Origin of the sequence: Agrobacterium sp. CFBP2214 (assembly GCF_030209895.1) — a bacterium.
GTDB classification, from domain to species: domain Bacteria; phylum Pseudomonadota; class Alphaproteobacteria; order Rhizobiales; family Rhizobiaceae; genus Agrobacterium; species Agrobacterium radiobacter.
Genome location: NZ_JARVRC010000004.1, coordinates 55,785 through 80,831, shown reverse-complemented (window position 1 = coordinate 80,831; position 25,047 = coordinate 55,785). Strand labels below are relative to the sequence as shown.

Genomic DNA, 25,047 nt, shown 5'->3' with positions numbered 1-25,047 from the left:
CACCTTCGGGAATAAAAATATACTGGCTGCCGCGCTCGGCCGTGTCTTCCGCAAAATTTGTTGAATGCGTTTGCGATGCGGCAATGGAGACAGCCGCTTCCACCAATGATTATTTCCTGTGGCTCGCCAATGCATTCTCCCAATGGCAGGGCTTTCGGGACAAATTATCCGTCCTGTCCAAAAAACGTTATCTCAACGCCTGCTACTGGCGGGACGACATGACGACGAACCACTGACGAAGGACACAAATCACGGCTCCGCGCGACCCCGCATTCAACCCATGCGCTCGGACACGTGTTCTCCGGGAGACGCGGGAAAGACAACCGTCCTGTTTCCATTTAGGAAGACCCGGTGATGAATATGGGCGTGGATGGCCCGCGCAAGAACCTGGCTTTCCACATCCCGACCCAGGCTGACATAGTCCATCGCGCTTTGGGCATGGGTTACGCGGATCGTATCCTGCTCGATGATCGGCCCTTCATCGAGATCGGCGGTGACGTAATGGGCGGTCGCGCCGATCAGCCTCACCCCGCGTTCATAGGCCTGTTTATAAGGGTTGGCGCCCTTGAAAGATGGCAGGAAAGAATGATGGATGTTGATGATGCGGCCAGACATTTCCTGACACAGCCGGTCCGACAGGACCTGCATGTAGCGCGCAAGCACCACAAGCTCCGCTCCGGTATCCCGCACCACCTGCAGGATCGCGGCTTCCGCCTCGGGCTTCGTTTCCGGCGTGACGCGAATGTGGTGAAAGGGAATATCCTCGTTCACCACCTGCTTCTGGTAATCGAGGTGATTGGAAATCACCGCGACGATCTCGACCGGCAGCGCGCCGATGCGGGAGCGATACAGCAGATCGTTGAGACAATGACCGAAGCGCGAGACCATGATCACGACCTTCGTCTTTCGCGAAAGGTCATGAATATCATAGTCCATATCGAAATCGGCCGCGACGGGACCAAAGCCGTCGAGCAGCGCATCGCGTCCCGATCCCTGTTCGGAAACGAAGCTCAACCGCATGAAAAAGCGGCCAGTCTCCTGGTCGGTGAATTGCGAACTGTCGTTGATATTGCATCCGGACCGGGCGAGATAACCGGATACGGCGGCGACGATGCCGCTGCGCGCCGGGCACGCGACTGTCATTATATAGGTGCTCAAATCCTGCTCCCCTGGGTCTTTGCCGCGCGGACGGATCGCCCGCGCTTTCGCGCAGATTGCCTATCAACCGCCGGCCGTGGTCAGGACGGCGATTGAGACTAATCGAAGCCCGGCAGGGCCGCTTACGAACCGTAGATCGGGAAGGCCTCGCAAAGTGCAGCAACCTCTCCCCGCACCTCGGCTTCGACCGCGGCATCCCCTTCGGCATTCGCCGCCAGCGCGTCGATGACACGTAAGATCAGCGCGCCGATCTGTTCGAATTCGGCCACGCCGAAACCGCGGGTGGTACCCGCCGAGCTTCCAAGCCTGACGCCCGAAGTGACGAAGGGCTTTTCCGGGTCGTTGGGAATGGCGTTCTTGTTGCAGGTAAGCCCCGCCCGCGCCAGAGCGATTTCGGCAACCTTGCCGGTCACGCCTTTCGGCCGCAGATCGACCAGCACCATGTGGCTGTCGGTGCCACCCGAGACGATGCCCAGACCACCCTTCGTCAGCACCTTTGCCAGCGCCTGCGCATTGGCGATGACCTGGCCGGCATAGTCGGAAAATTCCGGACGCAAGGCCTCGCCGAAAGCCACGGCCTTGGCGGCGATGACGTGCATCAGGGGGCCGCCCTGATTGCCGGGGAAGACGGCCGAGTTCAGCTTCTTCGCCAGATCGGCGTCATTGGTAAGGATCACGCCGCCGCGGGGGCCGCGCAGGGTCTTGTGGGTGGTGGAGGTGACGACATGGGCGTGCGGCACCGGGTTCGGATATTTGCCGCCGGCGATCAGACCGGCATAATGGGCCATGTCGACCATCAGATAAGCGCCGACTTCGTCGGCTATTCTGCGGAAGCCGGCAAAATCGATCTGGCGCGGATAGGCCGATGCGCCCGCCACGATCAGCTTCGGCTTGGTCTCCAGCGCCCGCGCCCGCACCTTCTCCATATCGATCAGATGTGTATCGGCATCGACCTCATAGGAGACGACATCGAACCACTTGCCGGACATCGTCACCGGCGAACCGTGGGTCAGGTGGCCGCCATGGGCAAGTGACATGCCCATGATCCGGTCGCCCGGCTGCAGCAGCGCCAGAAACACCGCCTGATTGGCCTGCGCGCCGGAATGCGGCTGCACATTGGCGAATTCTGCACCGAAGAGCTGCTTCAACCGGTCGATGGCGACCTGTTCGACCTTGTCGACAAATTCGCAGCCGCCGTAATAACGCTTGCCGGGATAGCCCTCGGCATATTTGTTGGTCAGCACCGAGCCTTGAGCCGCCAGAACATCGGCGGAAACGATGTTTTCCGAAGCGATGAGCTCGATCTGCGTTTTCTGGCGGTCGAGTTCCTCGGCGATGGCGTCAGCGATCACCGTGTCCGAAACGGTATTATGTGACAGGCGGTTGAGCATTGTTTTTTCCTCCCAGATCAAGCGATATCAGCCGCAAGTTCCTTGCAGCCGGTTTCAAGCAAATGGCCAAGATGCGACACGAAGCTGTTCCAGATATCCATGCGGAAACGGTTTTCCGCATCGCGCCAGAGCACCACGGTCACGCCGTCGAAAATCGTTCGGCGCGCCTCACCAATAGCAATGGTGTCGATATCGCGGGCGCAGCCCAGCGTCAGCAGTTCGCCAGCCTGTGGCCCCTCGATCGAGAGCGTCACTTCCCGGCCGGAAATATCGACGAGGCTGTGTGGGTGGCTGGCATAGACAGCGCCGCAGGCCGCAATCAGCCTGTCGGCTTCCCCTGTCGGAGCAAGGATCGTCCATTCGTCGGGACCGAGGCGCACGGCCTCGATTTCGCCTGCGGCGGAGCGGGTGCCGATCCGGTCGGGCAAGGCAAGGCCAAGGGCGGCGCTGAGCGGGGTGAGATCACCCCGGGCGCGTAGCGACAGCTGCGTCTGCACCGGCAGGATGCTGACCCGGGCCGCTTTGCTCTCGGCCAAAGTGCCGGAAACGAGGGAGGAAACGCGCATGTTCATTGTCATCTCCGGGTCAGATTTTCAGGCGGGTATTTTCGGGATCGACAAAGACCATCCCGGTGATTTTCGCGGCAATGGTGCGGTCCAGCATGGGGATGTAGACGGTCTCGCCCATCCGCTCATGGCCACCCTCCACCAGAGCCAGCGCGATGGGCTGGCCGGCGGCATCCGAGTGATAGGACGAGGTGACGTGGCCGACCATTTTCATCGGGATCGGCTGTTTCGGATCAAAGACGATCTGCGCGCCCTCTTCCAGCTTCGAGCGGTCTTCGGTCAGAAGGCCGACGAGATGACGGCGATCCTTGGCGACGAGATCGGGGCGGGCAAGGCCACGCTTGCCGACGAAATCCGGCTTGTTCTTGCCCACGGCCCAGCCCATCGCGGCGTCATAGGGCGTGACGGTACCATCGGTATCCTGACCGACGATGATGTAACCCTTTTCGGCACGCAGCACATGCATGGTCTCGGTGCCGTAAGGCGTGATGCCATATTGCTGGCCGGCCTCCCACAGGATTTCCCAGAGCTTGCGGCCGAGCGGTGCAGGGACATTGACCTCGAAGCCGATCTCGCCGGTGAAGCTGACGCGGAACAGCCGCGCCGGCATGCCGGCCACCGTGCACTCCACGCAGGACATATGCGGGAAGGCCTCTTCCGTCAGTTCGACGCCTTCCACCAGCGGCGCGAGCAGCTTTGCCGCGTTCGGGCCGTTCAGCGCAATGGTGGACCATTGTTCGGTCGTCGAGGTCAGCCAGACATTGAGATCCGGCCACTCCGTCTGGAGGTAATCCTCCATCATGTTCAGCACCCGGGCGGCGCCGCCTGTCGTGGTGGTGACGTGGAAACGGTCTTCGGTCATGCGGCCGATGACGCCATCGTCGCGAATGAAGCCGTCATCGCCGAGCAGCAGGCCATAACGGCAACGGCCGGCGGCGAGCTTCGTCCAGGGATTGGTATACATGCGGTTCATGAACTCGACCGCATCAGGCCCGACAACCTCGATCTTGCCGAGCGTCGAGGCGTCGAAAATGCCCACACTCTGGCGCACCGCCCGGCATTCACGGCCGACAGCCGCATCCATGTCTTCGCCCGGTTTAGGGAAATACCAGGCGCGACGCCATTGTCCGACCGGCTCGTAGACCGCGCCATGCGCCTCAGCCCACCCGTCGATCTGCGTCTTGCGCGTTACCTCGAAATGCGCGCCGCGGTGATAACCGGCGAAGGCTCCGAAGGTCGTCGGCGTATAGGGCGGGCGGAAGGTGGTGAGGCCGACCTGCGGCTGGCGTTTGCCGAGTGCTTCCGCCGCGATGTTGAGGCCGTTGATGTTGGACATCTTGCCCTGATCGGTCGCCATGCCGTTGGTGGTGTAGCGCTTGACGTGCTCTATGGAACGCATGCCCTCACGCACGGCGAGCCTCAGATCCTTGGCGGTCACATCGTTCTGGTAATCCACGAAAGCCTTGGCCTTGCCGGCATCACGGTCGCTCGGCAGTTCCGTGTGCGAGACGCCGCTGCCGGTGCGGTCATGTTCCACCACAAGAGCGGAAGGGTTGGCGGCCTTGCCGAGCACTGCTGCAACTTCGCGACCCCGTTCAGCACCGTCCTTCAGCGCCGCTTCGATGCCCCACAGCCCGCGTCCGGCCCCGGCAATCACGCAATCCTCGTTGGTGGCGGCAGGAAGGAAGGTAGTCCGCTCATCATCCCAGGCGATCTTGCCCTGCGTATGGGAAAAGAGATGCAGCGACGGCGTCCAGCCGCCGGACATCAGCACCGCATCGCAGGCGATTTCCTGTCCCGCACCGACCGACGCGCCACTAACCGGATTGACCCGGACTGACTTGACGCGCAGCCGCCCCGACGTCGCCGTGACCGTATGCGACAGCTTGACCGGAATGCCGAGCGCACGCGCCTCGTTCACCAGTTCTTCCCGCACCTTGGCGCGGGTATCGACAATTGCCTGAACGCGTGCGCCCGCGCCGTGAAGATCAAACGCCGCATACCAGGCGCTGTCATGGCTCGTCACCACCACCGGCCGGTTGCCGACCTTGACGCCATAGCGGTTGAGATAGGTCTGGGCGGCACCCGCGAGCATCACGCCCGGCCGGTCGTTGCCGTGGAAAACCAGCGGCTTTTCCAGTGCACCCTGCGCCAATACGACGTGACGCGCCCGAACGCGCCACAGGCGTTCGCGCGGCGTATCCTTCGGCACGGCCTCTAAATGGTCGGTCAACTTTTCGCAAAGGCCGATCATGTTCTGGTGGTAATAGGCGATGGCCGTCGTGCGGGTCATTACCTTGACGCCGCGCTCCTTCAGTGCCGTCAATTCATCCGCCAGCCAGTTCCATACGGGCTTGCCATCGATCTTCGCCTGCGGCTCCGACAGCAGCGTGCCGCCGGCTTCGGCATTTTCATCGACCAGCACGACCTTGAGACCATCGACCGCCGCCGCACGCGCCGCCGCCAGACCAGCCGGACCAGCGCCGACGATCAGCACATCGCAATGCAGGTTGCGCGAGGCATAGATATCCGGGTCTTCCTCGGTGGGGGAAACGCCGAGACCCGCGGCCGCGCGAATGAAGGGCTCATAGACCTTGTTCCAGAAACTCTTCGGCCACATGAAGGTCTTGTAATAGAAACCTGCTGAAAACAGCATATAGGCCATGTCGTTGACAGCGCCGATATCAAATTTCAGGCTCGGATATTTGTTCTGGGAGGTGGTTTCCATCCCGTTCCAGATTTCCTGCACCGTGGCGCGGGTGTTCGGCTCAAAACGTCCTGCGCTGCGGCGGGTGCCGATCAGCGCATTCGGCTCTTCGGAACCCGCCGCCACCGGGCCGCGCGGGCGGTGGTATTTGAACGAGCGGCCCATGAGATGCACGCCATTGGCGAGAAGTGCCGAGGCGACCGTATCGCCCTTCACGCCGCGATAGGTCCTGCCATCGAAGGTAAAGCTGACCGAGCGGGTGGCATCCACACGGCCACGGCCGGAAACGCGATAGGAGTTCATTTCGACACCTCGGAACTGGCTGGTGCACGGGTCAGGGAAGAAAGTTCTGGACGCGGTTCACCCGCACGATAGGTCGTGAGGAAGCGGTCGCTCACCGTGTCACGCACGGCGTTGAAGAAGCGGCCGCAACCATGCAGATGCCGCCAGCGCTCGAAATGCGGGCCTTTCACGTTTTCGCGGATGAACAGGAATTCTTCCCATTGCTCATCGGTCTGCGACGAAGGATCGGCGGCGCGGGTAATATGGGCCTGCCCGGCATAGGTGAATTCGGCTTCGGGCAGCGTTTCATTGCAATAGGGGCAGCGGATCAAAAGCATGGGGTCGGCTCCTCAATGCGCCACCGCGGCGGCGGCGGCCTCGTCGATCAGGCGGCCGGTGCGGAAGCGTTCCAGCGTGAACGGCGCGTTGATCGGGTGCGGTTCGTTTTTGGCAATGGTCCAGGCGAAGGTGTGCGCAGCGCCCGGCGTGGCCTTGAAACCGCCCGTACCCCAGCCGCAATTGACGTAAAGCCCGTCAACCGGCGTCTTGCCGAGAATGGCCGAGCGATCCGGCGTCACATCGACGATACCGCCCCATTTGCGCAGCATCCGCATGCGATTGAAGATCGGGAAGATTTCGACGATGGCCGCAATCGTATGCTCGATCAGCGGCAGGCCGCCGCGCTGCGAATAGGATGTATATTGGTCCGTACCCGAACCGATAACCAGCTCGCCCTTGTCGGACTGGCTGATATAGGCGTGGACCGCATTCGACATGACAACGCAGGGGAAGATCGGCTTGATCGGCTCCGACACCAGCGCCTGCAAAGGATAGCTTTCGAGCGGCAGGCGCACGCCGGCCGTGTCCATAACAACTGAGGTGTGGCCGGCGGCGGAAACCGCGACCTTCTTCGCCTTGATGAAGCCCCTCGCCGTCTCGACACCAGCGACGGAGCCATCGGCATTGCGACGAATGGCGGTGACCGGGCAGTTCTGGATGATATCGACCCCACGGGCGGCAGCGCCGCGCGCATACCCCCAGGCGACGGCGTCGTGGCGCGCAGTGCCGGCACGTTCCTGAAGCGCACCGCCCATGACAGGATAACGCGCATTCGGCACAATGCTGAGCGGCGGGCAATATTCCTTGCATTCTTCCGGGGTGAGCCAGCGATTGTCCACACCGTTCAAACGGTTGGAATGGATATGACGCTTGAAGCTCTGCACATCGTGCACATTATGCGCCAGCATCAGCACGCCGCGCCTTGAATACATGACGTTGTAGTTCAGCTCCTGGCTCAAGTTCTCCCACAGATCGACGGCGTGATCGTAAAGACGGGCGCTCTCGTCATAGAGATAGTTCGAGCGGATGATCGTCGTGTTGCGGCCGGTATTACCGCCGCCGAGCCAACCCTTGTCGATGACGGCGACATTGGTGATGCCGTGCTGGCTGGCCAGATAATAGGCGGCACCCAAACCATGGCCGCCGGCGCCGACGATGACCACGTCATATTCGGCTTTCGGCTGGCTGTCCGGCCACTGCTCGTCCCAGTTCTTGTGGCCGGTCAGGGCATTCCGCAAAAGATTGAAAGCATTAAAACGCGTCATGAGCGGGCCCGATGGTTGGAAAATCTCGTGTCGTAAACGCTATGAGCATTTGCCGCGCCCCGGCTGGACAATCGCGTCTGTTTGCATGAATATTTGCGTCATGACCTCACACCGCGCCAGAAAACGCCTCAGCGTCGCCTTCCTGCTTGCCGACCGCTTCACGCTGTCAGCCTTTGCGAATTTCGTTGATGTGCTGCGTCTTGCCGCCGACGAGGCGGACCGTTCCCGGCCTATCCTGTGTGAGTGGTCGGTGCTCTCGGCAACGCTGGGCAGCGTGCAATCGAGCTGCGGCGTGAAGGTGCAGCCGGATACACGGCTGATGGACGCCGGGCATTACGACTATATCGTCGTTGTCGGCGGCTTGATCAGCGATCACAGCGCCCTGCCGCAGGAAGCGCTGCGGTTCCTGAAAGACCGGGCGGCGGCGGGCATTCCCATCGTCGGGCTCTGCACCGGTGTCTTCATTCTGCATGAAGCGGGCCTGCTTGATGGTTATCGCTGCTGCGTGAGCTGGTTCCACCATCAGGATTTTCTCGACCGTTTCGATACCGTCCAGATGATCTCCGACCAGATTTTCGTCATCGACCGTGACCGGCTGACCTGTTCCGGTGGTCACGGCGCAGCCCATCTGGCGGCTTTCCTCGTCGAGCGCCATGTCGGCCAGTCCGCCGCCATCAAAAGCCTCAACATCATGATGATCGACAGCGCGCTGAGCGGCGAAAAACCCCAGCCCGGCCAGCAGAGCGCGCGAAAGGCCAATGATCCTCTGGTCAAAAAAGCGATCCTGCGGATGCAGCAGAATATCGAGGTTCCGAAAACAGTGCTGGAACTGGCGAACGACCTTGGCCTTGGCCGCCGCAGCCTCGAACGGCGTTTCCTCACCGACCTGAACGCGACGCCGTCCAAGGTCTATCTCGAGCTTCGGCTGGACCGTGCGCTCTCCCTCCTGCGCACCACGCATGACCCGATCACCCAGATTGCGCTCGCCACCGGTTTCTGCGACGCGCCGCATCTTTCTCGCACGCTGCGAACCGAGCGCGGTTTCACGCCCAGCGAATATCGCAAGACGCAGGCCGGCCACACAGCGACTGACGAGGAATTCGCCGTCGGCGTGCTGCTTCCGCAAGCCTGAAATATGTTGCCGCGGCCTAGGAACCCGCAGTCATAAAGGTCAGCCGGGTGAAAGCCGTATAATTGGATTCCGACACCATCAGGGCGGCGAAGACAAGCACGAGGACCGGTGGGAGCAGGATGACGTAGATCAAGACGAGCCGTTCCCAGGCCAGATGCATGAAAATCGCGATGATCAGCCCCGCCTTCAGCAGCATGAATACGATGATCAAAGACCATCGGGGATAGCCCTGAATGCCGAGATAATCGACCATATAGGAGAACGTGCTGAGAACAAAAAGCAGTCCCCAGGCCACCATATAAAGTCTTATCGGATGCTGCTGTGATTGTTCCTGTGCCATGATGCCATCCTCACTCACCACAGATAGAAGAATGCAAAGATGAAGACCCACACCAGATCGACGAAGTGCCAATAAAGCCCCATGATCTCGACGACCTCGTAGTGCCCCTTGCGGCTGGTGAAAAATCCCCGCCTTTCCTGATCGAAATCTCCCCGCCATACCTTGCGCGCGATGATGAGGAGGAACAGCACGCCTATCGAGACATGGGTGCCGTGAAAGCCCGTGATCATGAAGAACGTCGAACCGAATTGCGCCGCACCCCATGGGTTTTCCCAGGGACGCACGCCTTCCTCGATCAGTTTCGTCCATTCGAATGCCTGCATTCCGACGAATGTCGCGCCAAGGAGGGCCGTTACCACCATCAGCGCCGCGGTTTTGCGACGGTCACGGCGGTATCCGAAGTTGACGGCCATGGCCATCGTGCCGCTGCTGCTGATGAGGACGAAGGTCATGATGGCAATCAGGATCAGCGGGATATCCTTGCCGCCAATCGTCAGCGCAAAAACCTCGCTCGGATTGGGCCAGGCGACGGTGGTCGACATGCGCGCGGCCATATAGGCCAGGAGGAAACAGCCGAAAATGAAGATGTCGCTGAGGATGAAGATCCACATCATCGCCTTGCCCCAGGAGACGTTCTTGAACGCCCGCTGGTCCGATGACAGATCGGCGGCAACGCCGCGCATTCCCGTGGGGCGCAGATGCGGATCGCTTGCTGGCCTTTCCATGGATGCGGTCATGATCGACACTCCTTAGAGGATTTCCAGTAAAAGTACGTAGCGTCCGGAAAATCTGATGCTTAGATAAAACTTAGAGCGGCGGGACCTGCTCCGGTTCATCTCCCGCCGCTCTAGCTGACCAATTGACGGCATAGATCGACAAAACTATTCGCCCAGCCGGCGAAGAGCGCAAAAAGGATCAGCCACACCACCAGCATGAAATGCCAGTAGATGGCGCACAGCTCCACGCTCAGGAGCATCCTTGCCAACAAGGGCTCGCTGCGGGCGCGGATTGCGGTGCGTCCAAGCACACAGAGCCCGCCCACTATATGCAGGCCGTGCAGCCCGGTGATCATGTAAAAGAAGCTGTTCGATGGGTTATCCGCCAGCACATAGCCTGCGGAGGTGAGTTGCCACCACGCCAGAAACTGCCCGGCAACGAAGAGAACGGCCGTCGCAAAGGCTGCCGCGAGAGCCATATTCAGCCTGTCGCGGCGACCGGCGCCGGCTTCGGTTTTCGCCCATTGCAGCGCCAGACTACTAGCGGCAAGCGTCGCAGTATTGGCCCATAACAGCCCGGGAATGGGGATGCCCCACCAGTCCGCGCCGCCCATGCGGCCGAGATAGGCGCTGATGAGCAGCGTGAACAGCGCGCCCACGACACCCAGAAAAATGCCGAGCCCAAGTTTCGCTATTGTCGCCGACGATCCCTGCATCTGCGGTGCATCGCCTGCCACCCCCACTTCCAGCCATGGCTTTGAAGTGAGCCGCTGCCCCGCCATCCACCAGGCGATGATGCCGGCAATACCCGCCATGAAGATGAGAATGGCGATCATGACAGGGCCCTCTCCGACGGCCCGGCCGCAGCCGGCTGGTTTTGCGGCAGGAAGTCCTCATCCGCGCCGGGCACGCTGTAGTCATAAGGCCAGCGATAGACGACCGGCAGCTCCTTGCCCCAGTTTCCATGAACGGGCGGGGTCTGCGGCGTTTGCCATTCCAGTGTCGTCGCCCGCCACGGATTGCCGCCCGCCTGTTTGCCCCAGCGAAGGCTCCAGGCGAGATTGAACAGGAACAGCAGTTGTGCGGCGCCAACAACCAGTGCTGCAACGGAGATGAACATGTTCAGCGTGTGTGCCGAGGGCGGAATGAAAGCGGCCTCGCCCAGTTCGTAATAACGGCGCGGCACGCCCATCAGGCCGAGATAATGCATCGGGAAGAAGATGGCGTAAGCGCCGAGAAAGGTGATCCAGAAGTGGATATGCCCCATCGCCACGTTCAGCATGCGGCCCGTGACTTTGGGATACCAATGGTGGATCGCGCCGAAAATCACCATGATCGGCGCGACCCCCATCACCATATGGAAATGCGCGACGACGAACATCGTATCCGAAAGCGGAACGTCTACGACGACATTGCCGAGGAAAAGACCGGTCAATCCGCCATTGATGAATGTGACGATGAAGGCGAGCGCAAACAGCATCGGCAAGTTCAGATGGATATCGCCGCGCCAGAGCGTCAGCACCCAGTTATAGACCTTGATCGCCGTCGGCACGGCGATGATCAGCGTCGTGGTCGCGAAAAAGAAGCCGAAATTCGGGTTCATGCCGCTGACATACATATGATGCGCCCAGACGACGAAGCTCAGCGCCGCGATGATGACGATCGCCCAGACCATCATCCGGTAACCGAAGATGTTCTTGCGTGCATGGGTGCTGATGAGATCCGAGACGATGCCGAAGGCCGGAAGTGCCACGATATAGACTTCCGGATGGCCGAAGAACCAGAACAGATGCTGGAAGAGGATGGGACTGCCGCCCTCCTGTTTCAGCTGTTCGCCCATCTCGACGATGGCGGGCATGAAGAAGCTCGTGCCGAGCAGCCGGTCGAACAACATCATGACGGCGGCAACGAGAAGCGCCGGGAAGGCGAGCAGCGCCATGGCGGTTGCCGTGAATATGCCCCATATCGTCAGGGGCATGCGCATCAACGTCATGCCGCGCGTGCGCCCTTGTAGCACCGTGACGACGTAATTCAGCCCGCCCAGGGTAAAGCCGATGATGAACAGGATCAGCGAGGACAACATCAGGATGATGCCCCAGTCGCGCCCGCCCGGCGTTCCCGATAAAAGCGCCTGCGGCGGATAGAGCGTCCAGCCAGCGCCCGTCGGCCCGCCAGGCGCGAAGAAACCGGCGACCAGCACGAGGACCGCGAGCAGGTAGAGCCAGTAGCTCAGCATGTTCGCATAGGGAAACACCATGTCGCGCGCGCCGAGCATCAGCGGGATCAGATAATTGCCGAAACCGCCGAGAAACAGCGCGGTAAGCAGGTAAATCACCATGATCATGCCGTGCATGGTGATGAACTGATAATAATGTTCCGCGTCGATGAAAGAGAAATAACCGGGAAAGCCGAGTTGCAGGCGCATCAACCAGGATAGCACCAGCGCCACCATGCCGATTGCCGTCGCGGTCAGGAAATATTGAATGGCGATGATCTTGGCATCCTGGCTGAAGACATATTTCGTCCACCAGCTTTTCGGGTGATAAAGCTCGACATCCTCGACCTCAGCGGGCTGGATGACCTGCCCCGCGCCGGATCCAATCTCGACCATCTTCCGTCCTCCCTGTTTCCTCCGACGCGGCTTTTCCGTTCAACGACGCATGGCGCTCATCTGGCTGCCGACTTTTCCGCCAAAGCGAGCGATTTCGAGAAAGTCGGTTGCTGCTGTAGCCAGGCCTGATAGTCAGCCTCGGTATCGACGACGACGGTGCCGCGCATCTGCGGATGGCCGACGCCGCACAATTCCGCGCAGAGAACCTCGAAGGTTCCTGTCCGCGTCGGGGTGAACCAGTAGTAGGTGACCGAACCGGGGATCATGTCCATCTTGGCCCGGAACTCCGGCACGTAGAAATCATGCACCACGTCAACCGCGCGCAGCAGCATCTTCACCGGCCTGCCGGCGGGTAAATGCAACTCGCCGCCTTCAACGATGACATCGTCCATTCCGGCGGGGTCGTTTCTGTTCAAACCGAGCGGATTGTCCGGCGCAATGGCGCGCGTGTCGGCCCGTCCGAGCCGGCCGTCCGCGCCGGGCAGCCGGAAACTCCATTGCCATTGCTGACCGACGACTTCCACCTCGCTGGCGCCATCAGGCACGGTCACGAACTGGTTCCACACGAAGAGGCCCGGCAGGAGCATGGCAGCCACCCCGACCCCGGTTCCTCCAGCAAGCCACCCCTCCAGGCGCTTGTTTTCAGGCTGGTATGCCGCCCGGTTTCCCGTGCGATGCCTGAAACGGAACACGCAATAGGCGACGAACAACACGATGGCCGAAAAAACGAAACCGGTGATCCAGAAGGTGATGATGATCGTATTGTCGATATAGCTCCAGTTGGAGGCAATCGGCGTCCACCACCAAGGGCTCAGCAGGTGGAATACGATCGATCCCACCACCAGCAGAACGAGAACCACAACGACAGCCATCGTCTCCTCCCCTGACACGGCCGCGACTATTTCTACAATCCTATCGCGAAACGTATTAGCATTATCTCATGAACAGTTCGGGCGAGCAATTGCGGCAACAGCAGCAGTTCGCCCCTCATTCGGCCCTATCCTGCCGATCCACCCCGGCGAGAAACAGCTCTTCAGCTCGCATCATTTCGCTACTTGGAGTATTGCTTCAGATAGGCGATGAGATTGGTGATGTCGGTGTCGTCCTTCACCCCGACAAAGGCCATTTTTGTGCCCTTCACCTTCGCCTTGGGGTCGTGCAGATAATCGCGAAATGATGTCTCGTCCCATACCAGCCCGGCCTTGCCCGCATCCTGCATCGCCTGCGAATAGGCGAAATTCGGATGGGTGCCGGCGGCTCTGCCGAACAGGCCGTTCAGTGAAGGTCCGACCTTGTTCTGGTCGGTTTCGGCGACATGACAAATGCCGCATTTTTTGAAAACGGTGGCGCCGGCGGCAGGGTCCCCCTCCTGTGCGTGCGCATCAAGCGGAAGGGTCGTGGCGAAAAGCAGACAGATGGCAAGAAAACGATACGACATGGCATCCTCACGCGCTCCATCGCAATCCCGGCCGCAACGGCTCCCTTAGGAGAGCCGCAACAGCGGGAAGGATGATCGACAGCTAGATTTCCGTTATGGGTTCAAGGCATACGGTTTGGATAAACGGGGACGATCAATTTCCGATAGAGGTGCCAGGTTGCATGTCCGAGGATGGGCATGATGACTGCAAGGCCGACGAAAATCGGGATTGTGCCGACGACGAGCAGCGCCGCGACGATCAACCCCCAAAGCGCAACTGGAACCGGATTGGCGAGCGTGGCGCGTATGCTCGCATCCACCGCCGCGACTGCGCCGACATCCCGGTCAAGCATCAGCGGGAACGCCACCACCGTTGTCGCCAGCACAATGACCGCGAAAACGAAACCGGCAAGATTCCCCCAGATTATCAGGGAAAGTCCCTCCGGGGTGGTCAGCACGTCTGACAGAAAGGTTGAGAGTGAAGCCGGACCGGCCGCATCGAACGTCGTGGTGTAGAGGTGCTGCGCCACAATCAGCCAGAGGGCGAAAAGCACGAACAGCATGACGGCGACCGCGATAATCGACGGCAGGGCCGGAGAGTGTCGAACCTCCAGCGCATGACGCCAGGAGCTATCCAACCCCTGCTCACGTCGTCGGCTGATTTCATAAAGACCGATGGCGGCGATCGGACCGATCAGCGCAAAACCTGACATCAAGGGATAAATCAGCGGCAGCAGATTGGCGCCGGAACTCCACATGACCAGAAAAACACCCGCAATCGGATACATAAGACAGAGAAAGACATAATGGGACGGCTTCTCTTTGAAGTCATCAAGTCCCAACTTCAATGCATCGACAATATCCGCGAAACCAATCTTGCGGACTTCGGGGCGAGTAAATTCACCGGTCGCACCGGCCATGACATGGAATGCCGTCATAGCACTTCTCCTCCTGCGCCATGATCCGGCTGGCGGCGTGGAAACGCCTGGAGACTTTATCCGCGCGTCAAACCGCAACCGGCTAAATTGTAATTTATCAAATCCGGGCGCCTTTGTCGCCTGTTCTTTAAATTAGAGAAATTAGATGCTCGTCGTCAGCGCGACCGGGGGCAACGCCGGTCCTCCGAAGACAATCCCGCCGGGGGGCTCCTCGCACCGGCAAGCTGGCCAGCCATGGAGGAAAACACCTCCACCGGCAGAGGCTGATCCGCTTCTTCATTTTTTTTCTTGAAAGGCGCCTAGCTTGCGAGCGCGAGGACAGAATGCTGATCGGCCGTATCAAAGGCGTGAATGGGGCCCGTCCGAGCATAATTCAAAACGAATTCAGTCTTCGGCGCATCCTTCTCTTTCACCGAGATCATAGATGCGTCCGGTGAGCCAGGCGGGCCAGTCCCGTTCAAAGAAGGATTTCTTGCTTTCATCGAAGACGCGGTTGGGACGCGTCGATGTCGCCATATCCTCACCTTCGAGCCTGACGACGATCTGCTCGCTTCGATGGTCGTCTTTCTCCCTGCGAAAGCGGAATTGATGCAAGGGTCCCGCATTGACGTTCGGAACCAGTTCACCGTCAGCATCGCAGATCGCGCGTGCGCCTCGGCTGCCGCCGCCATCGCGAATGAAGTAATCCAACGCCGTGAGCACGGCCTCGGACGCAATCGCCATCTGTTGCCACTGAACGGCGCGAACCGCCTCGGCAGCCCGTCCGTAAGCAATCCCGTTCGAGCGGATCGTCGCATTGAGCGAACGCGCCCCGGCAAGCGCCTGCGAAACGCTTTCGGCATCGCATATCATCCCCGCCTTATCGCTCATGCGGGACTGGATTTCGGTGCGGATGTTCTTGGCGGACAGGCGACTATCCTCCTTCAGAATGGCGAGAAGGTCATTGATGCCCGCTAATGCCGCCGCCTCAATATTTGCCGATGACGGGGATTTCGCGCGGCGACTTGCGCCGATATGTTCGGCCGCGCGTGTGCCGAATACCTGCCCGGCATTCAGCGCCGCACCACCCGGACGTGTCACACCATGCGTACCTGCGGCCTCGCCGACAGAATAGCAGCCCGTCAGGTTGGTCCGCCCCCAGGTATCGACCATGATGCCGCCGTTCATGTGCTGGTTGTTCACCGCAAATTCCAGCGGCTCGCTGGCGATGTCGATCTTGTAGCGCCGGTAGAGTTCGATCGCGAGCGGGTTCATATGCTTCAACCGGTCGATCGGCCGTTCCTTCATCGCGCCGGCGTTTTCGATGTAGCTGCTGACGTCTGCGTCGAGACGGTCAAGGCTGAACGGAAGATCGCCGGGCACCGCCAGCGGATTGCGATTGAAGTCCATAAAGACCCGCCGCCCGGCCGCCGACTCGCGGAAGATCGCAAGGTCGACCAGACTTGAACCGAAATCGAGCATACGGGTCGAATGGAAGGGCCATTGATAGCCCTTTCGGAAAATGTTGGAGGCCATTTCCTGCGTATTGCGATAGTAGTCCGCCAGAAAATGATGCTCTTTGCCCCCGGCATCCAGCGAATAAATATGCGGGATGGCCTGAACATAGGTTCCCGACAGGTTCCAGGGAAATCCCTCCCGTCGGGTGCCTATACCGAACTGGCTTTCCGTGAGGTTGACGAGGTCTATCCCCGCCTCCAGCGCCAGCCCCAGAGAACCAAAACAGCCATTGGGATAAACGCTGTCGCGATAAAGCTCGCCCGGTCCGCCGGCTGCAAGCACAATCACCGGACACACGAAGAGAGCAATCCCGAACGGGTTGGTATCGCTGCGCTCATGGGGCTGCATGGCGAGGACGCCGACGACCCGTCTTTCGTCATTCAAACCTTCGGTCAGTATTTTGACGACGGTGGTATGATTGTGAAACGGGATATCCAGACGGATCGCTTCATCCGCAAGCACCTTGACCATCAGCCGCGATGTGCGGGGGCCGCAACTGGTCGCCCGGCCGACTTCGTCGTGGTCGGTCTGATATCGCAGCGTCCCGCCCAGCGGGTCCTGCGGCAGGGGCAGCCCGAGGAATTGCAGGGAGGCCATCATGCGCGCCGATCCCACCGCCTCGACATAGGCGGTATCCTCATCCATGGCGCCGCCGCTGCGGATGGCGCGCGCCATTGCCTTGAAGTTGTCGCCCTGATCGGCCGTGTTCGCGGTGTGGAGCGTTTGTTTGTCGGATCCGGAACAGGCGGATGTCCCACCCCACGCGCTCTGGCTGAGGATGACGACGTCATCGCCGCGCCGCTTCATTTCCACCGCAGTCCGCAGCCCGGCGGCACCGGAGCCGACCACGACGCAGCCGGCGCGATGAACCGGGACATCGATGCCACCGAGCACGATCATCTCCTTGGGACCGGGCGCTTTCGGCAAACGCGGCATGTTCACATCCGTGAGCGCGTCAAGAATATGCTGCGGGACGGTCGCGTCCATGAGCGTTGTACTCCTCGTAAATTGCCTTGCAGGCTTCGTCTCGGGTTCGCATCAAGACCGCCTGATCGCGGAATGACTATCGAACCTGCGCGCGCGCCCTTGGACGCGTTTCATTGCGTTCGTGCGAGAAAATCGCCGGTGCAAGGGGGGCAAGTCCTCTTATCAGGTCCGCGCCCTTCTCTCCGACCATGATCGTCGGCGCATTGGTGTTGCACGAGGGAACGCGCGGCATGACGGAGGAATCGCAGACGCGCAGTCCTTCAAGACCGTGTACCTTGAGATCAAGGCCGACGACTGATTCCGGCCCGTTGCCCATCTTGCAGGTGCCGACGGGATGGTGATCGGTCTTGGCATTCGCGCAGCCGTATTCGAAAAGCTCATCATCCGTCATGACCTTGGGGCCGGGCAGACGTTCCGCCATGATGTATGGCTTCAACGCCGCCTGCTGGAATATCTCGCGGGCGATCTTGAGACCTTCCAGTGACATCTTCCGGTCATGGGGATCGGACCAGTAATTGGGATCGATCAACGGCGCGGCGGCCGGATCGGAGGATGACAGCCGCACGGTTCCGCGCGATCTGGGATGAAGATAGGCGGAATTCAGCGTGACCCCGGCGTTTTTCAGCCGCTCCACGCCCGCCTCGATACCCGACCCCAATCCCAGATGGAACTGGATATCCGGCGAGCGCGCGTCCGGGTCCGCATACCAGAAACCGCCCGTTTCAAACAGCGAGGAGGCAACCGGGCCGGTGCGGAACAGAATATATTCAAGCCCCGCCCATATCGTCCGGTGAAGTTTGGCGACGCCGTCATAGGTATGGTCGCCGGTGCATTCGGCAATCACGAAAAGATCGAGATGATCCTGCAGGTTCGAACCGACGCCGGGCAGGTCATGCAGCACCTTCACGCCCACGGATTTCAGATGGTCCGCCGGGCCGATACCCGATTGCTGCAGGAGCTTGGGGGAGCCGATCGCGCCGGAAGAGACGAGGACTTCCCGTTCGGCGCGGATGATTTCCGAGCCGGATTTTCCGACAACCTCGACCCCTATGGCGCGTTTTCCTTCCAGAACGATGCGGGAGACGCGTGCGCCGAGTTTGATCGTCAGGTTCTTGCGATGCCGGATCGGGTTGAGATAGGCGAGTGATGCGGACGACCGGCGCCGGTTGCGCTGCGTGAGCTGATAGAAGCCGACGCCGGCCTGCTGCCGGCCGTTGAAATCGTGATTATAGGGCATGCCGAGTTCCTGGCCTGCTCGAATGTAAGCATCGCAGATGGGCAGGGCCGAAACCGGCATCGAGACGCCAAGCGGTCCGCCATAGGAATGATAGTCGTCGGCGAAACGCTGATTGTCTTCGGCGCGTTTATAATAGGGCAGGATGTCGCGATAGCTCCAGCCTTCACAGCCATCCTCGGAGACCCATGTGTCGTAATCGGCCGCATTGCCGCGCGTATAAAGCTGGGCATTGATCGATGAGCCGCCGCCCAGCACCTTGGCCTGGGTGTACCGCAACACCCTGCCCTTCATGTGCTTTTGCGGCACCGTCTCCCAACCCCAGCTCGCCACGCCTTTGGTCATTTTGGCAAAACCGGCCGGCATGTGGAAAAGCGGATTCCGGTCCCCTCCACCGGCTTCGAGCAGCAGGACGTTGACATCGGGGTCTTCGCTCAAACGGTTTGCAAGCACACATCCTGCGGGGCCGGCACCGGTGATAATATAGTCGAAACGCATCGAACTATCCTGTTACACTTGAGTAATCTGATGGCCGCCATCGGCATAAAGCGGCATCGCGGCCATGAAATGCGGGGTCGTCAGCCTCATGGGGCGAGGTCCTCCGTCGAGATATGATGGGCAACCCTCAGCGCCTGGCTCGCAATGGTGAGCGCCGGATTGACGGCTGCCGACGTCGGCAGAAAGCTGGCATCGACAACGAAAAGATTGCGGTGGTCATGGGAACGGCAGAAGGGGTCGAGCGGTGCAGCCGCCGGGTCGTTGCCCATGCGGATCGTGCCGCACTGATGCGACGGCGTGCGTTTATCGAAAGGTTTCGACAAGACGATCGGGAAACCGACCGATTTGAGGATGCCTTTGAGTTTCGCAACCAGCGCCAGATGAGCGTCCCAGTTGGTTCGCCGCCAGTGGAGAACGATGCGGTTTCCGTCAACCATTATCCGGCTGTCGGGATGAGGAATGTCTTCGCTCATGGCGTAGAAATCGATCGCGTGTCCGGTCAGTTGCCGGAGCAACCATTCCGGCACGCGGGGCATTGCCCCCTTCAAGATCGCCGGAGAAATCTTGCCGAGCAGTTGGACGTTGCCAAGAGGCGGCCCGCCCTCACCGTCGGACAGATAGAAGTCATTGAAGCCGAATGTCTTTTGATAGACGGCCGTGTTGCGGAAGCTTGGCGACACGGCAATTACAGCCGACGAATTGTGGTTCATGAAGTTTCGCCCGACCTGATCGGAGGAATTCGCAAGACCCTTCGGATATCGTTCATCCGCCGAGCGGAGCAGCAGCACGGCCGACTGCACGGCTCCCGCAGACAGGATCACCAGTTTTGCCGTAACCGAGCGGGCCTCGCCGTGCTTTTCATAATGGACGCGCTCGATGTTGCCGCTCTGTCCCGCCTCAAGTCTGGTTAACTTAGCGGAGGTTTCGATTTTGACGTTCGGATATTCGAGAGCTTTTAGGAGCGCCGCAGTCTCCGCATCCATCTTGCCATCGCGAGAATTTGGATGGGCATCCCACGGTGTCCGGCCTTTCGAGAGCCATTTTTCGATATCGATGGCAAGCGGCAGGGAGAAGGGATGCAGGCCTTTCGCCTTCAGGCGTGCCCGGACATCCGCCACCGGCGGCTCGTCCGCAACGGGGGAAAATGAATATGCTGCGGAATGTTCAGGTTCGGTCGGGTCCGCGCCCAGCTCGCCGCGAACCTGATACATCGCCTCCGCCTTGCTGTACCATGGCTCCAGCTCCTCGTAAGGAAACGGCCATGCGGGAGACACGCCTTCCCTGTGCCTGATCTCGCTGAAGTCCTCCTTGCGATAACGGGACAGCACCGCGCCGTAGAATTTCGAATTTCCGCCGACGTTGTAATAATTGCCGGGATTAAACGCAGCGCCATTGGCCTCGTACCAACTCTCCTTGGGGCGAAAATGGCCCTTCTGAAAGATGGCGCGCTGGTCGCGATTGATCGGGCTGTCGGCGATATAATCGCCGGCTTCAAGGATCAGGATGTCAGCGCCTGTCGCCGCAAGCCCGGCGGCAATCGTCGCGCCGCCGATACCGGAGCCGATAATGACAATGTCTGGACTGTTCATCATGCCGATCCACCAAATACTCAGGCAATACGCGCCTGGCTCGTCGGATCGAAGAACACGGCCTTGTCGAGATTGAAGGCAAGACGGGCGTTCTGGCCGGCGTGAATGCGGGCATCGGCGCGCAGGCGGGCAACGACCTCCTTGCCGCCGAGCTTGGTCACGGCGAATGTGTCCGATCCGGCCGGTTCCACGACCTCGATGTGGCATTCTCCCTCGGCAAGCGTTCTGGCGTTCCGGTCCGCCCCTTCCGGGTCTGTCAAAGCCTCGGGTCGAATGCCGAAAATGACCTGCCGGCCCGCATGGGACGCCAGCGCCTCCTTGCCGGCCGCGACGGGAAGACGCATCGGCTCGCCATCGGGTCTCGCAAGGGAAACGGATAGTCCGGACGCATCCTGCTCGATGGTGCCGGTTAAAAGGTTCATGGCGGGCGAGCCCATGAAATCGGCGACGAACATGTTTGCCGGATTGTTGTAAATCTCGGCGGGCGAGCCGAATTGTTGCAGAACGCCGTCCTTCAGTACCGCGATCTTCGTCGCCAGCGTCATCGCCTCGATCTGGTCGTGGGTCACATAGACGATCGTGGTCTTCATGCGCTGGTGAAGCCGCTTGATCTCGGTGCGCATATCGACGCGCAGCTTGGCGTCGAGGTTGGATAGCGGCTCATCGAAAAGAAAGACCTGCGGATCGCGCACCAGCGCACGCCCCATGGCGACGCGCTGCCGTTGACCGCCCGACAATTGGCTCGGCTTACGGTCGAGGAGATGGCCGATCTGGAGAATATCGGCGACCTGCCTGATCGCTTTTTCGCGCTCTTCCTTCGGAACCTTGCGGATCTCCATACCGAAAGCGATGTTCCCGGCAACGGTCATGTTGGGATAGAGCGCGTAGGACTGAAACACCATGGCGATATCGCGCTGCGACGGCGGCAGGCCGGCTACGTTGCGCCCGTTGATCGAGATCGTGCCTGATGTGATGGGTTCCAGCCCGGCAATCGTGTTGAGCAGGGTGGATTTGCCGCAGCCGGAAGGCCCGACAAGCACCAGAAAACCGCCCTCCTCGATGTCGATATTGATGTCCTTTAGAATTTCCAGCGCGCCATAGGACTTGCGCAGATGAGAGATTTCGAGAAACGACATGGTTTATCCTTTCACAGCGCCGGACATGAGACCCCGTACGAAATAGCGGCCGGAGACGATGTAAACGATGAGGGTTGGGAGGGCGGCGAGGATCGCGCCCGCGAAATGGACGTTGTATTCCTTGACCCCCGTGGACGAGGACACGAGATTGTTGAGCGCCACCGTCATCGGGGTCGAAGACGCACCCGAAAACGAGGCGCCGAACAGGAAGTCGTTCCAGATATTGGTGAACTGCCAGATGACCGAGACCACGATGATCGGTCCCGATGACGGCAGCAGGATGCGGCGGAAAATCTGGAAGAAACTCGCGCCGTCGATCTGGGCCGCCCGAACGAGTTCCGTCGGGAAGGCTTCATAGTAGTTGCGGAAATAAAGCGTGGTGAAGCCGAGGCCATAGATCACGTGCACCATGATCAGGCCCCAGATCGAACCGGCCAGACCCAGCGTGCCGAGGATGCGCGCCATGGGGATCAGTACGATCTGGAACGGGATGAAGCATGAAAGCAGCAGCAGACCGAAGAAGACGTTCGAACCGCGAAAGCTCCACTTGGTTAGAACGTAACCGTTCAGTGCGCCAACGATGGTGGAGATCGCTACAGCCGGAACGACCATCAGGATCGAATTGATGAAGAACGGCTTGAGACCTGTCGGCTGAACGCCGATCTGCGCCGTGGACCAGGCGGAGAGCCACGGCTCGACGGTCCACACCTGCGGCAGGTTCAACATGCCGCCCTGCCGGATTTCGTCCAGTGGTTTCAGCGAATTGACCACCATTACGTAGAGCGGCAGCATGTAGTAGATGGCAAAGAATATCAGCGCCAGATAGATCAGTCCGCGCGTCAGATGGCCATGGCTGATTGCATTTTGTTGGTTTGGAGCGCCGCTCATCAGCGTTTTCCTCCGCGAATTTCCGAATAGAGATAGGGCACGATGATCGAGAAGATCATGATGAGCATGATGATCGCCGAGGAGGCGCCAATGCCCATGGAATTGCGCGTGAATGTGTAGGAATACATGAATGTCGCCGGCAGCTCGGTCGCCTGCCCCGGCCCGCCGCCGGTCAACGCGACCACAAGGTCATAGGCTTTGATTGCGAGGTGAGCGAGAACGACGAATGCGGACAGGAAGACCGGGCGCATCAGGGGAATAATGATGCGGCGGTAGGTCATGACGGTCGAAGCGCCGTCGATCTGGGCCGCCTTGATGATTTCATTGTCGACACCGCGAAGGCCGGCCAGAAACATCGCCATGACAAAGCCCGAGGACTGCCAGACCGCTGCGATCACCACGCAGTAGATGGCGTAGTTGCGATCCTTGATCCACGCAAACTGGAAGCTTTCCCATCCCCACAGATGCATGGTGTTCTGCAGACCGATGCCGGGGTCGAGAAACCATTTCCACGCCGTGCCCGTGACGATGAAAGACAGCGCCATGGGATAAAGATAGATCGGCCGCAGGAAACCTTCGCCACGGATTTTCTGGTCCAGTAGGATCGCCAGAAACAGGCCGAGAACCGAGCAGATGATGATGTAAAGCGACGCGAAGATCGCAAGGTTGCTGATCGCCCGCCACCAGTGTGGAAGCGCCCAGAGCCGCTGGTAATTCAGAAGCCCGACGAAATTGTAGGAGGGCAGCATCTTACTGTCCGTCAACGACAGGAAGCCCGTATAGGCGATGAAGCCGTATACGAAAATGATAATGACGACGAAGCTTGGAGCCAGAACAAGCTTCGGTAACAGCTCCTGAAGTCGACTACGACCAGTCATCGCGCAGATATCCTTGATCCTTGAAACAGCGCCCGATGCTTGCCGTTTCCGTCAGTTGGGTAGCCGAAGACGACAGGCTGCCTGCAAGGCGCCCGGACCGGTTCGACTGCGATTTCATGCGAGCATTGGTGCGGTGGGGGGATGCCCCCACCGCATTTTTCCACGTTTACTTTGCGGCTGCGACGGCAGCCGGCAGTTCGACGATTGCTTCATCCGGCGTCAGTTCGCCGTTGAACTCACGGGTAACGACGTCATAGATCGCGTTCTTGACGGCGGCCGGGTTGGCGTGACCGTGGGCCATCGAGCCGAAGAGCTTGCCGCTCTTGTCAGCCTCGGCAAGGTCGGCAATCGCCTTCTTGCCGCAGGCGTCAAAGGCCTCATTCGACACGTCGGACCGGGCCGGAGCCGAACCCTTGACGACATTGAATGCCGACTGGAAGGTCGGGCTTTCGATTGCCGCCGCCATTTCCATCTGCGCTGGCACCTTGTCGGCAGCGACCTTGAACATGGCGAACTGGTCGGAGTTGAAGGTCACCGCACCCTGCGTTTCAGGATAACGGACGCAGACAAAGTCCGTGCCCGGCACCTTCTTCGCCTTGACGAATTCACCCTTCGCCCAGTCGCCCATGAACTGAACGCCGGCCTTGCCTTCGATGACCATGGCGGAAGCAAGGTTCCAGTCGCGACCGGAGAAGTTGTCATCCACGTAGGAGCGAAGCTTCGTCATGCGCTCGAAAGCGGTCTTCATCTTCTCGCCGCCAAGTGCTGCCGGGTCGAGGTCGATGAACGCCTGCTTGTAGAAATCCGTGCCGAGCGACAGCACGACCGCGTCGAAGATCGTTGCGTCCTGCCATGGCTGTCCACCGGCGGCGATAGGCGTGATGCCCTGCGCCTTGAAGTTGTCGAGCATGGCGATCAGTTCGTCCCAGTTCTTGGGCTCCTTGCCGCCGGCCTTGTCGAGCGCCGCCTTGTTGATCCACATCCAGTTGGTCGAATGCACATTCACGGGTGCGGCAATCCAGTGGCCGTCGTATTTCGAGAAGCGCTGCAGGGCTTTCGGAATGACCTTGTCCCAGCCATCCTTGGCCGCCAGTTCATCGAGATTGCCGAGAGCGCCTTCTTTCGCCCAGTCCTGAATGTCGAAACCCAGCATCTGGACTGCGGTCGGCGCGTTGCCGGCGGTAACGCGGGCGCGCAGCACCGTCATCGCTTCGGTGCCGCCGCCGCCGGCGACAGGCATATCGGTCCAGGAAATATTCTTCGCCTCTAGGTCCTTCTTGAGGACGTCGAGCGCGGCAGCCTCGCCGCCGGACGTCCACCAATGCAGGACTTCAACACTCTCCGCCGCCTGTGCGGCGCCGGCCATCATGGACACTGCCAATGCAGTGCCTGTCAGAAATTTGCGCATATGTTCCTCCCATTGTCGCAAATTAAAGCGAGGAATACCCCGCCCCGTCACCCGTCCTCCTCGGACGCAG

The 25,047-nt window shown here is 60.2% G+C and carries 22 protein-coding genes; 2 read left to right on the top strand and 20 right to left on the bottom strand.

The window, feature by feature from the left end:
* Positions 1–83: 83 nt before the first annotated feature.
* Positions 84–236, top strand: a complete 153-nt coding sequence (locus tag QRN60_RS12940; RefSeq protein ID WP_223565243.1) for a hypothetical protein — start codon at positions 84–86, stop codon at positions 234–236.
* Positions 237–273: 37 nt separating this feature from the next.
* Here the strand turns inward: QRN60_RS12940 and purU are convergent, their stop codons facing one another.
* The 6 genes from purU to QRN60_RS12910 all read right to left on the bottom strand — a co-directional run bounded on the left by purU (position 274) and on the right by QRN60_RS12910 (position 7,708).
* Positions 274–1,158, bottom strand: coding sequence for a formyltetrahydrofolate deformylase (gene purU, locus QRN60_RS12935; protein ID WP_003504493.1), 885 nt, complete (start codon positions 1,156–1,158; stop codon positions 274–276).
* Between the two features lie 122 nt (positions 1,159–1,280).
* Positions 1,281–2,549 (bottom strand): serine hydroxymethyltransferase, encoded by a 1,269-nt coding sequence (gene glyA, locus QRN60_RS12930; protein WP_111834958.1) that lies wholly within the window; start codon positions 2,547–2,549, stop codon positions 1,281–1,283.
* A gap of 17 nt (positions 2,550–2,566) precedes the next feature.
* Positions 2,567–3,121, bottom strand: a complete 555-nt coding sequence (locus QRN60_RS12925; RefSeq protein ID WP_162695596.1) for a sarcosine oxidase subunit gamma — start codon at positions 3,119–3,121, stop codon at positions 2,567–2,569.
* Positions 3,122–3,134: 13 nt separating this feature from the next.
* Positions 3,135–6,125, bottom strand: a complete 2,991-nt coding sequence (locus QRN60_RS12920) for a sarcosine oxidase subunit alpha (RefSeq protein WP_111834960.1) — start codon at positions 6,123–6,125, stop codon at positions 3,135–3,137.
* The gene (locus tag QRN60_RS12915; RefSeq protein WP_003504489.1) at positions 6,122–6,442 is read right to left on the bottom strand and encodes a sarcosine oxidase subunit delta; all 321 of its coding nucleotides are present in this window, start codon (positions 6,440–6,442) and stop codon (positions 6,122–6,124) included. Before QRN60_RS12915 ends, QRN60_RS12920 begins: the two co-directional genes overlap by 4 nt.
* A gap of 12 nt (positions 6,443–6,454) precedes the next feature.
* Entirely contained in the window at positions 6,455–7,708 is a 1,254-nt protein-coding gene (locus tag QRN60_RS12910; RefSeq protein ID WP_020813015.1) for a sarcosine oxidase subunit beta family protein, read from the bottom strand.
* 85 nt (positions 7,709–7,793) lie between these two features.
* On the opposite strand from QRN60_RS12910, the gene QRN60_RS12905 reads away from it, so the two are divergent.
* Positions 7,794–8,840, top strand: a complete 1,047-nt coding sequence (locus tag QRN60_RS12905) for a GlxA family transcriptional regulator (protein ID WP_020813016.1) — start codon at positions 7,794–7,796, stop codon at positions 8,838–8,840.
* 16 nt (positions 8,841–8,856) lie between these two features.
* Here QRN60_RS12905 and QRN60_RS12900 read toward each other — a convergent pair whose 3' ends face one another.
* The 14 genes from QRN60_RS12900 to QRN60_RS12835 all read right to left on the bottom strand — a co-directional run bounded on the left by QRN60_RS12900 (position 8,857) and on the right by QRN60_RS12835 (position 24,977).
* Positions 8,857–9,180 carry a cytochrome C oxidase subunit IV family protein gene (locus QRN60_RS12900; RefSeq protein ID WP_020813017.1) on the bottom strand — a complete coding sequence of 108 codons (324 nt, stop codon included), beginning with the start codon at positions 9,178–9,180 and terminating at the stop codon, positions 8,857–8,859.
* A 14-nt stretch (positions 9,181–9,194) separates the two neighbouring features.
* Complete coding sequence (locus QRN60_RS12895; protein ID WP_020813018.1) at positions 9,195–9,917, bottom strand: heme-copper oxidase subunit III family protein; 723 nt, start codon at positions 9,915–9,917, stop codon at positions 9,195–9,197.
* A 110-nt stretch (positions 9,918–10,027) separates the two neighbouring features.
* Positions 10,028–10,732 (bottom strand): cytochrome c oxidase subunit 3, encoded by a 705-nt coding sequence (locus QRN60_RS12890; RefSeq protein WP_020813019.1) that lies wholly within the window; start codon positions 10,730–10,732, stop codon positions 10,028–10,030.
* Positions 10,729–12,507, bottom strand: a complete 1,779-nt coding sequence (locus tag QRN60_RS12885) for a cbb3-type cytochrome c oxidase subunit I (RefSeq protein ID WP_111791298.1) — start codon at positions 12,505–12,507, stop codon at positions 10,729–10,731. Before QRN60_RS12885 ends, QRN60_RS12890 begins: the two co-directional genes overlap by 4 nt.
* Positions 12,508–12,563: 56 nt before the next feature.
* Positions 12,564–13,379 carry a cytochrome c oxidase subunit II gene (locus tag QRN60_RS12880; RefSeq protein ID WP_020813021.1) on the bottom strand — a complete coding sequence of 272 codons (816 nt, stop codon included), beginning with the start codon at positions 13,377–13,379 and terminating at the stop codon, positions 12,564–12,566.
* Positions 13,380–13,558: 179 nt separating this feature from the next.
* A complete protein-coding gene (locus QRN60_RS12875) occupies positions 13,559–13,945 on the bottom strand; it encodes a c-type cytochrome (RefSeq protein WP_020813022.1) in 387 nt (128 codons plus the stop codon).
* 101 nt (positions 13,946–14,046) lie between these two features.
* Positions 14,047–14,862 carry a DUF2189 domain-containing protein gene (locus QRN60_RS12870; RefSeq protein WP_111834961.1) on the bottom strand — a complete coding sequence of 272 codons (816 nt, stop codon included), beginning with the start codon at positions 14,860–14,862 and terminating at the stop codon, positions 14,047–14,049.
* A 384-nt stretch (positions 14,863–15,246) separates the two neighbouring features.
* Positions 15,247–17,346, bottom strand: coding sequence for an FAD-dependent oxidoreductase (locus tag QRN60_RS12865; RefSeq protein WP_020813024.1), 2,100 nt, complete (start codon positions 17,344–17,346; stop codon positions 15,247–15,249).
* Between the two features lie 76 nt (positions 17,347–17,422).
* Positions 17,423–19,078 carry a GMC family oxidoreductase gene (locus QRN60_RS12860; RefSeq protein ID WP_111834962.1) on the bottom strand — a complete coding sequence of 552 codons (1,656 nt, stop codon included), beginning with the start codon at positions 19,076–19,078 and terminating at the stop codon, positions 17,423–17,425.
* A gap of 86 nt (positions 19,079–19,164) precedes the next feature.
* Positions 19,165–20,670: a GMC oxidoreductase gene (locus tag QRN60_RS12855; protein ID WP_020813026.1), complete on the bottom strand. Its 1,506-nt coding sequence runs from the start codon at positions 20,668–20,670 to the stop codon at positions 19,165–19,167.
* Between the two features lie 17 nt (positions 20,671–20,687).
* Positions 20,688–21,803: an ABC transporter ATP-binding protein gene (locus tag QRN60_RS12850; RefSeq protein WP_284765578.1), complete on the bottom strand. Its 1,116-nt coding sequence runs from the start codon at positions 21,801–21,803 to the stop codon at positions 20,688–20,690.
* 3 nt (positions 21,804–21,806) lie between these two features.
* Positions 21,807–22,691: a carbohydrate ABC transporter permease gene (locus QRN60_RS12845; protein WP_003504336.1), complete on the bottom strand. Its 885-nt coding sequence runs from the start codon at positions 22,689–22,691 to the stop codon at positions 21,807–21,809.
* A complete protein-coding gene (locus tag QRN60_RS12840) occupies positions 22,691–23,569 on the bottom strand; it encodes a carbohydrate ABC transporter permease (protein ID WP_003504335.1) in 879 nt (292 codons plus the stop codon). The genes QRN60_RS12845 and QRN60_RS12840 overlap by 1 nt, the downstream gene beginning before the upstream one ends.
* Positions 23,570–23,735: 166 nt before the next feature.
* Complete coding sequence (locus QRN60_RS12835) at positions 23,736–24,977, bottom strand: ABC transporter substrate-binding protein (protein ID WP_020813028.1); 1,242 nt, start codon at positions 24,975–24,977, stop codon at positions 23,736–23,738.
* Positions 24,978–25,047 lie beyond the last annotated feature (70 nt).

Excerpts from the sequence above, each read along its gene's own strand:
- QRN60_RS12845 (WP_003504336.1), bottom strand. The coding sequence starts at position 22,691 with ATGAGCGGCGCTCCAAACCAACAAAATGCAATCAGCCATGGCCATCTG.
- QRN60_RS12850 (WP_284765578.1), bottom strand. The coding sequence starts at position 21,803 with ATGTCGTTTCTCGAAATCTCTCATCTGCGCAAGTCCTATGGCGCGCTG.
- QRN60_RS12915 (WP_003504489.1), bottom strand. The coding sequence starts at position 6,442 with ATGCTTTTGATCCGCTGCCCCTATTGCAATGAAACGCTGCCCGAAGCC.
- QRN60_RS12855 (WP_020813026.1), bottom strand. The coding sequence starts at position 20,670 with ATGATGAACAGTCCAGACATTGTCATTATCGGCTCCGGTATCGGCGGC.
- QRN60_RS12890 (WP_020813019.1), bottom strand. The coding sequence starts at position 10,732 with ATGATCGCCATTCTCATCTTCATGGCGGGTATTGCCGGCATCATCGCC.
- QRN60_RS12885 (WP_111791298.1), bottom strand. The coding sequence starts at position 12,507 with ATGGTCGAGATTGGATCCGGCGCGGGGCAGGTCATCCAGCCCGCTGAG.
- QRN60_RS12905 (WP_020813016.1), top strand. The coding sequence starts at position 7,794 with ATGAATATTTGCGTCATGACCTCACACCGCGCCAGAAAACGCCTCAGC.
- QRN60_RS12910 (WP_020813015.1), bottom strand. The coding sequence starts at position 7,708 with ATGACGCGTTTTAATGCTTTCAATCTTTTGCGGAATGCCCTGACCGGC.
- QRN60_RS12925 (WP_162695596.1), bottom strand. The coding sequence starts at position 3,121 with ATGAACATGCGCGTTTCCTCCCTCGTTTCCGGCACTTTGGCCGAGAGC.
- QRN60_RS12875 (WP_020813022.1), bottom strand. The coding sequence starts at position 13,945 with ATGTCGTATCGTTTTCTTGCCATCTGTCTGCTTTTCGCCACGACCCTT.
- QRN60_RS12870 (WP_111834961.1), bottom strand. The coding sequence starts at position 14,862 with ATGACGGCATTCCATGTCATGGCCGGTGCGACCGGTGAATTTACTCGC.
- glyA (WP_111834958.1), bottom strand. The coding sequence starts at position 2,549 with ATGCTCAACCGCCTGTCACATAATACCGTTTCGGACACGGTGATCGCT.
- QRN60_RS12920 (WP_111834960.1), bottom strand. The coding sequence starts at position 6,125 with ATGAACTCCTATCGCGTTTCCGGCCGTGGCCGTGTGGATGCCACCCGC.
- QRN60_RS12940 (WP_223565243.1), top strand. The coding sequence starts at position 84 with ATGGAGACAGCCGCTTCCACCAATGATTATTTCCTGTGGCTCGCCAAT.
- QRN60_RS12860 (WP_111834962.1), bottom strand. The coding sequence starts at position 19,078 with ATGCGTTTCGACTATATTATCACCGGTGCCGGCCCCGCAGGATGTGTG.
- QRN60_RS12835 (WP_020813028.1), bottom strand. The coding sequence starts at position 24,977 with ATGCGCAAATTTCTGACAGGCACTGCATTGGCAGTGTCCATGATGGCC.
- QRN60_RS12865 (WP_020813024.1), bottom strand. The coding sequence starts at position 17,346 with ATGGACGCGACCGTCCCGCAGCATATTCTTGACGCGCTCACGGATGTG.
- QRN60_RS12895 (WP_020813018.1), bottom strand. The coding sequence starts at position 9,917 with ATGACCGCATCCATGGAAAGGCCAGCAAGCGATCCGCATCTGCGCCCC.
- QRN60_RS12880 (WP_020813021.1), bottom strand. The coding sequence starts at position 13,379 with ATGGCTGTCGTTGTGGTTCTCGTTCTGCTGGTGGTGGGATCGATCGTA.
- QRN60_RS12900 (WP_020813017.1), bottom strand. The coding sequence starts at position 9,180 with ATGGCACAGGAACAATCACAGCAGCATCCGATAAGACTTTATATGGTG.
- QRN60_RS12840 (WP_003504335.1), bottom strand. The coding sequence starts at position 23,569 with ATGACTGGTCGTAGTCGACTTCAGGAGCTGTTACCGAAGCTTGTTCTG.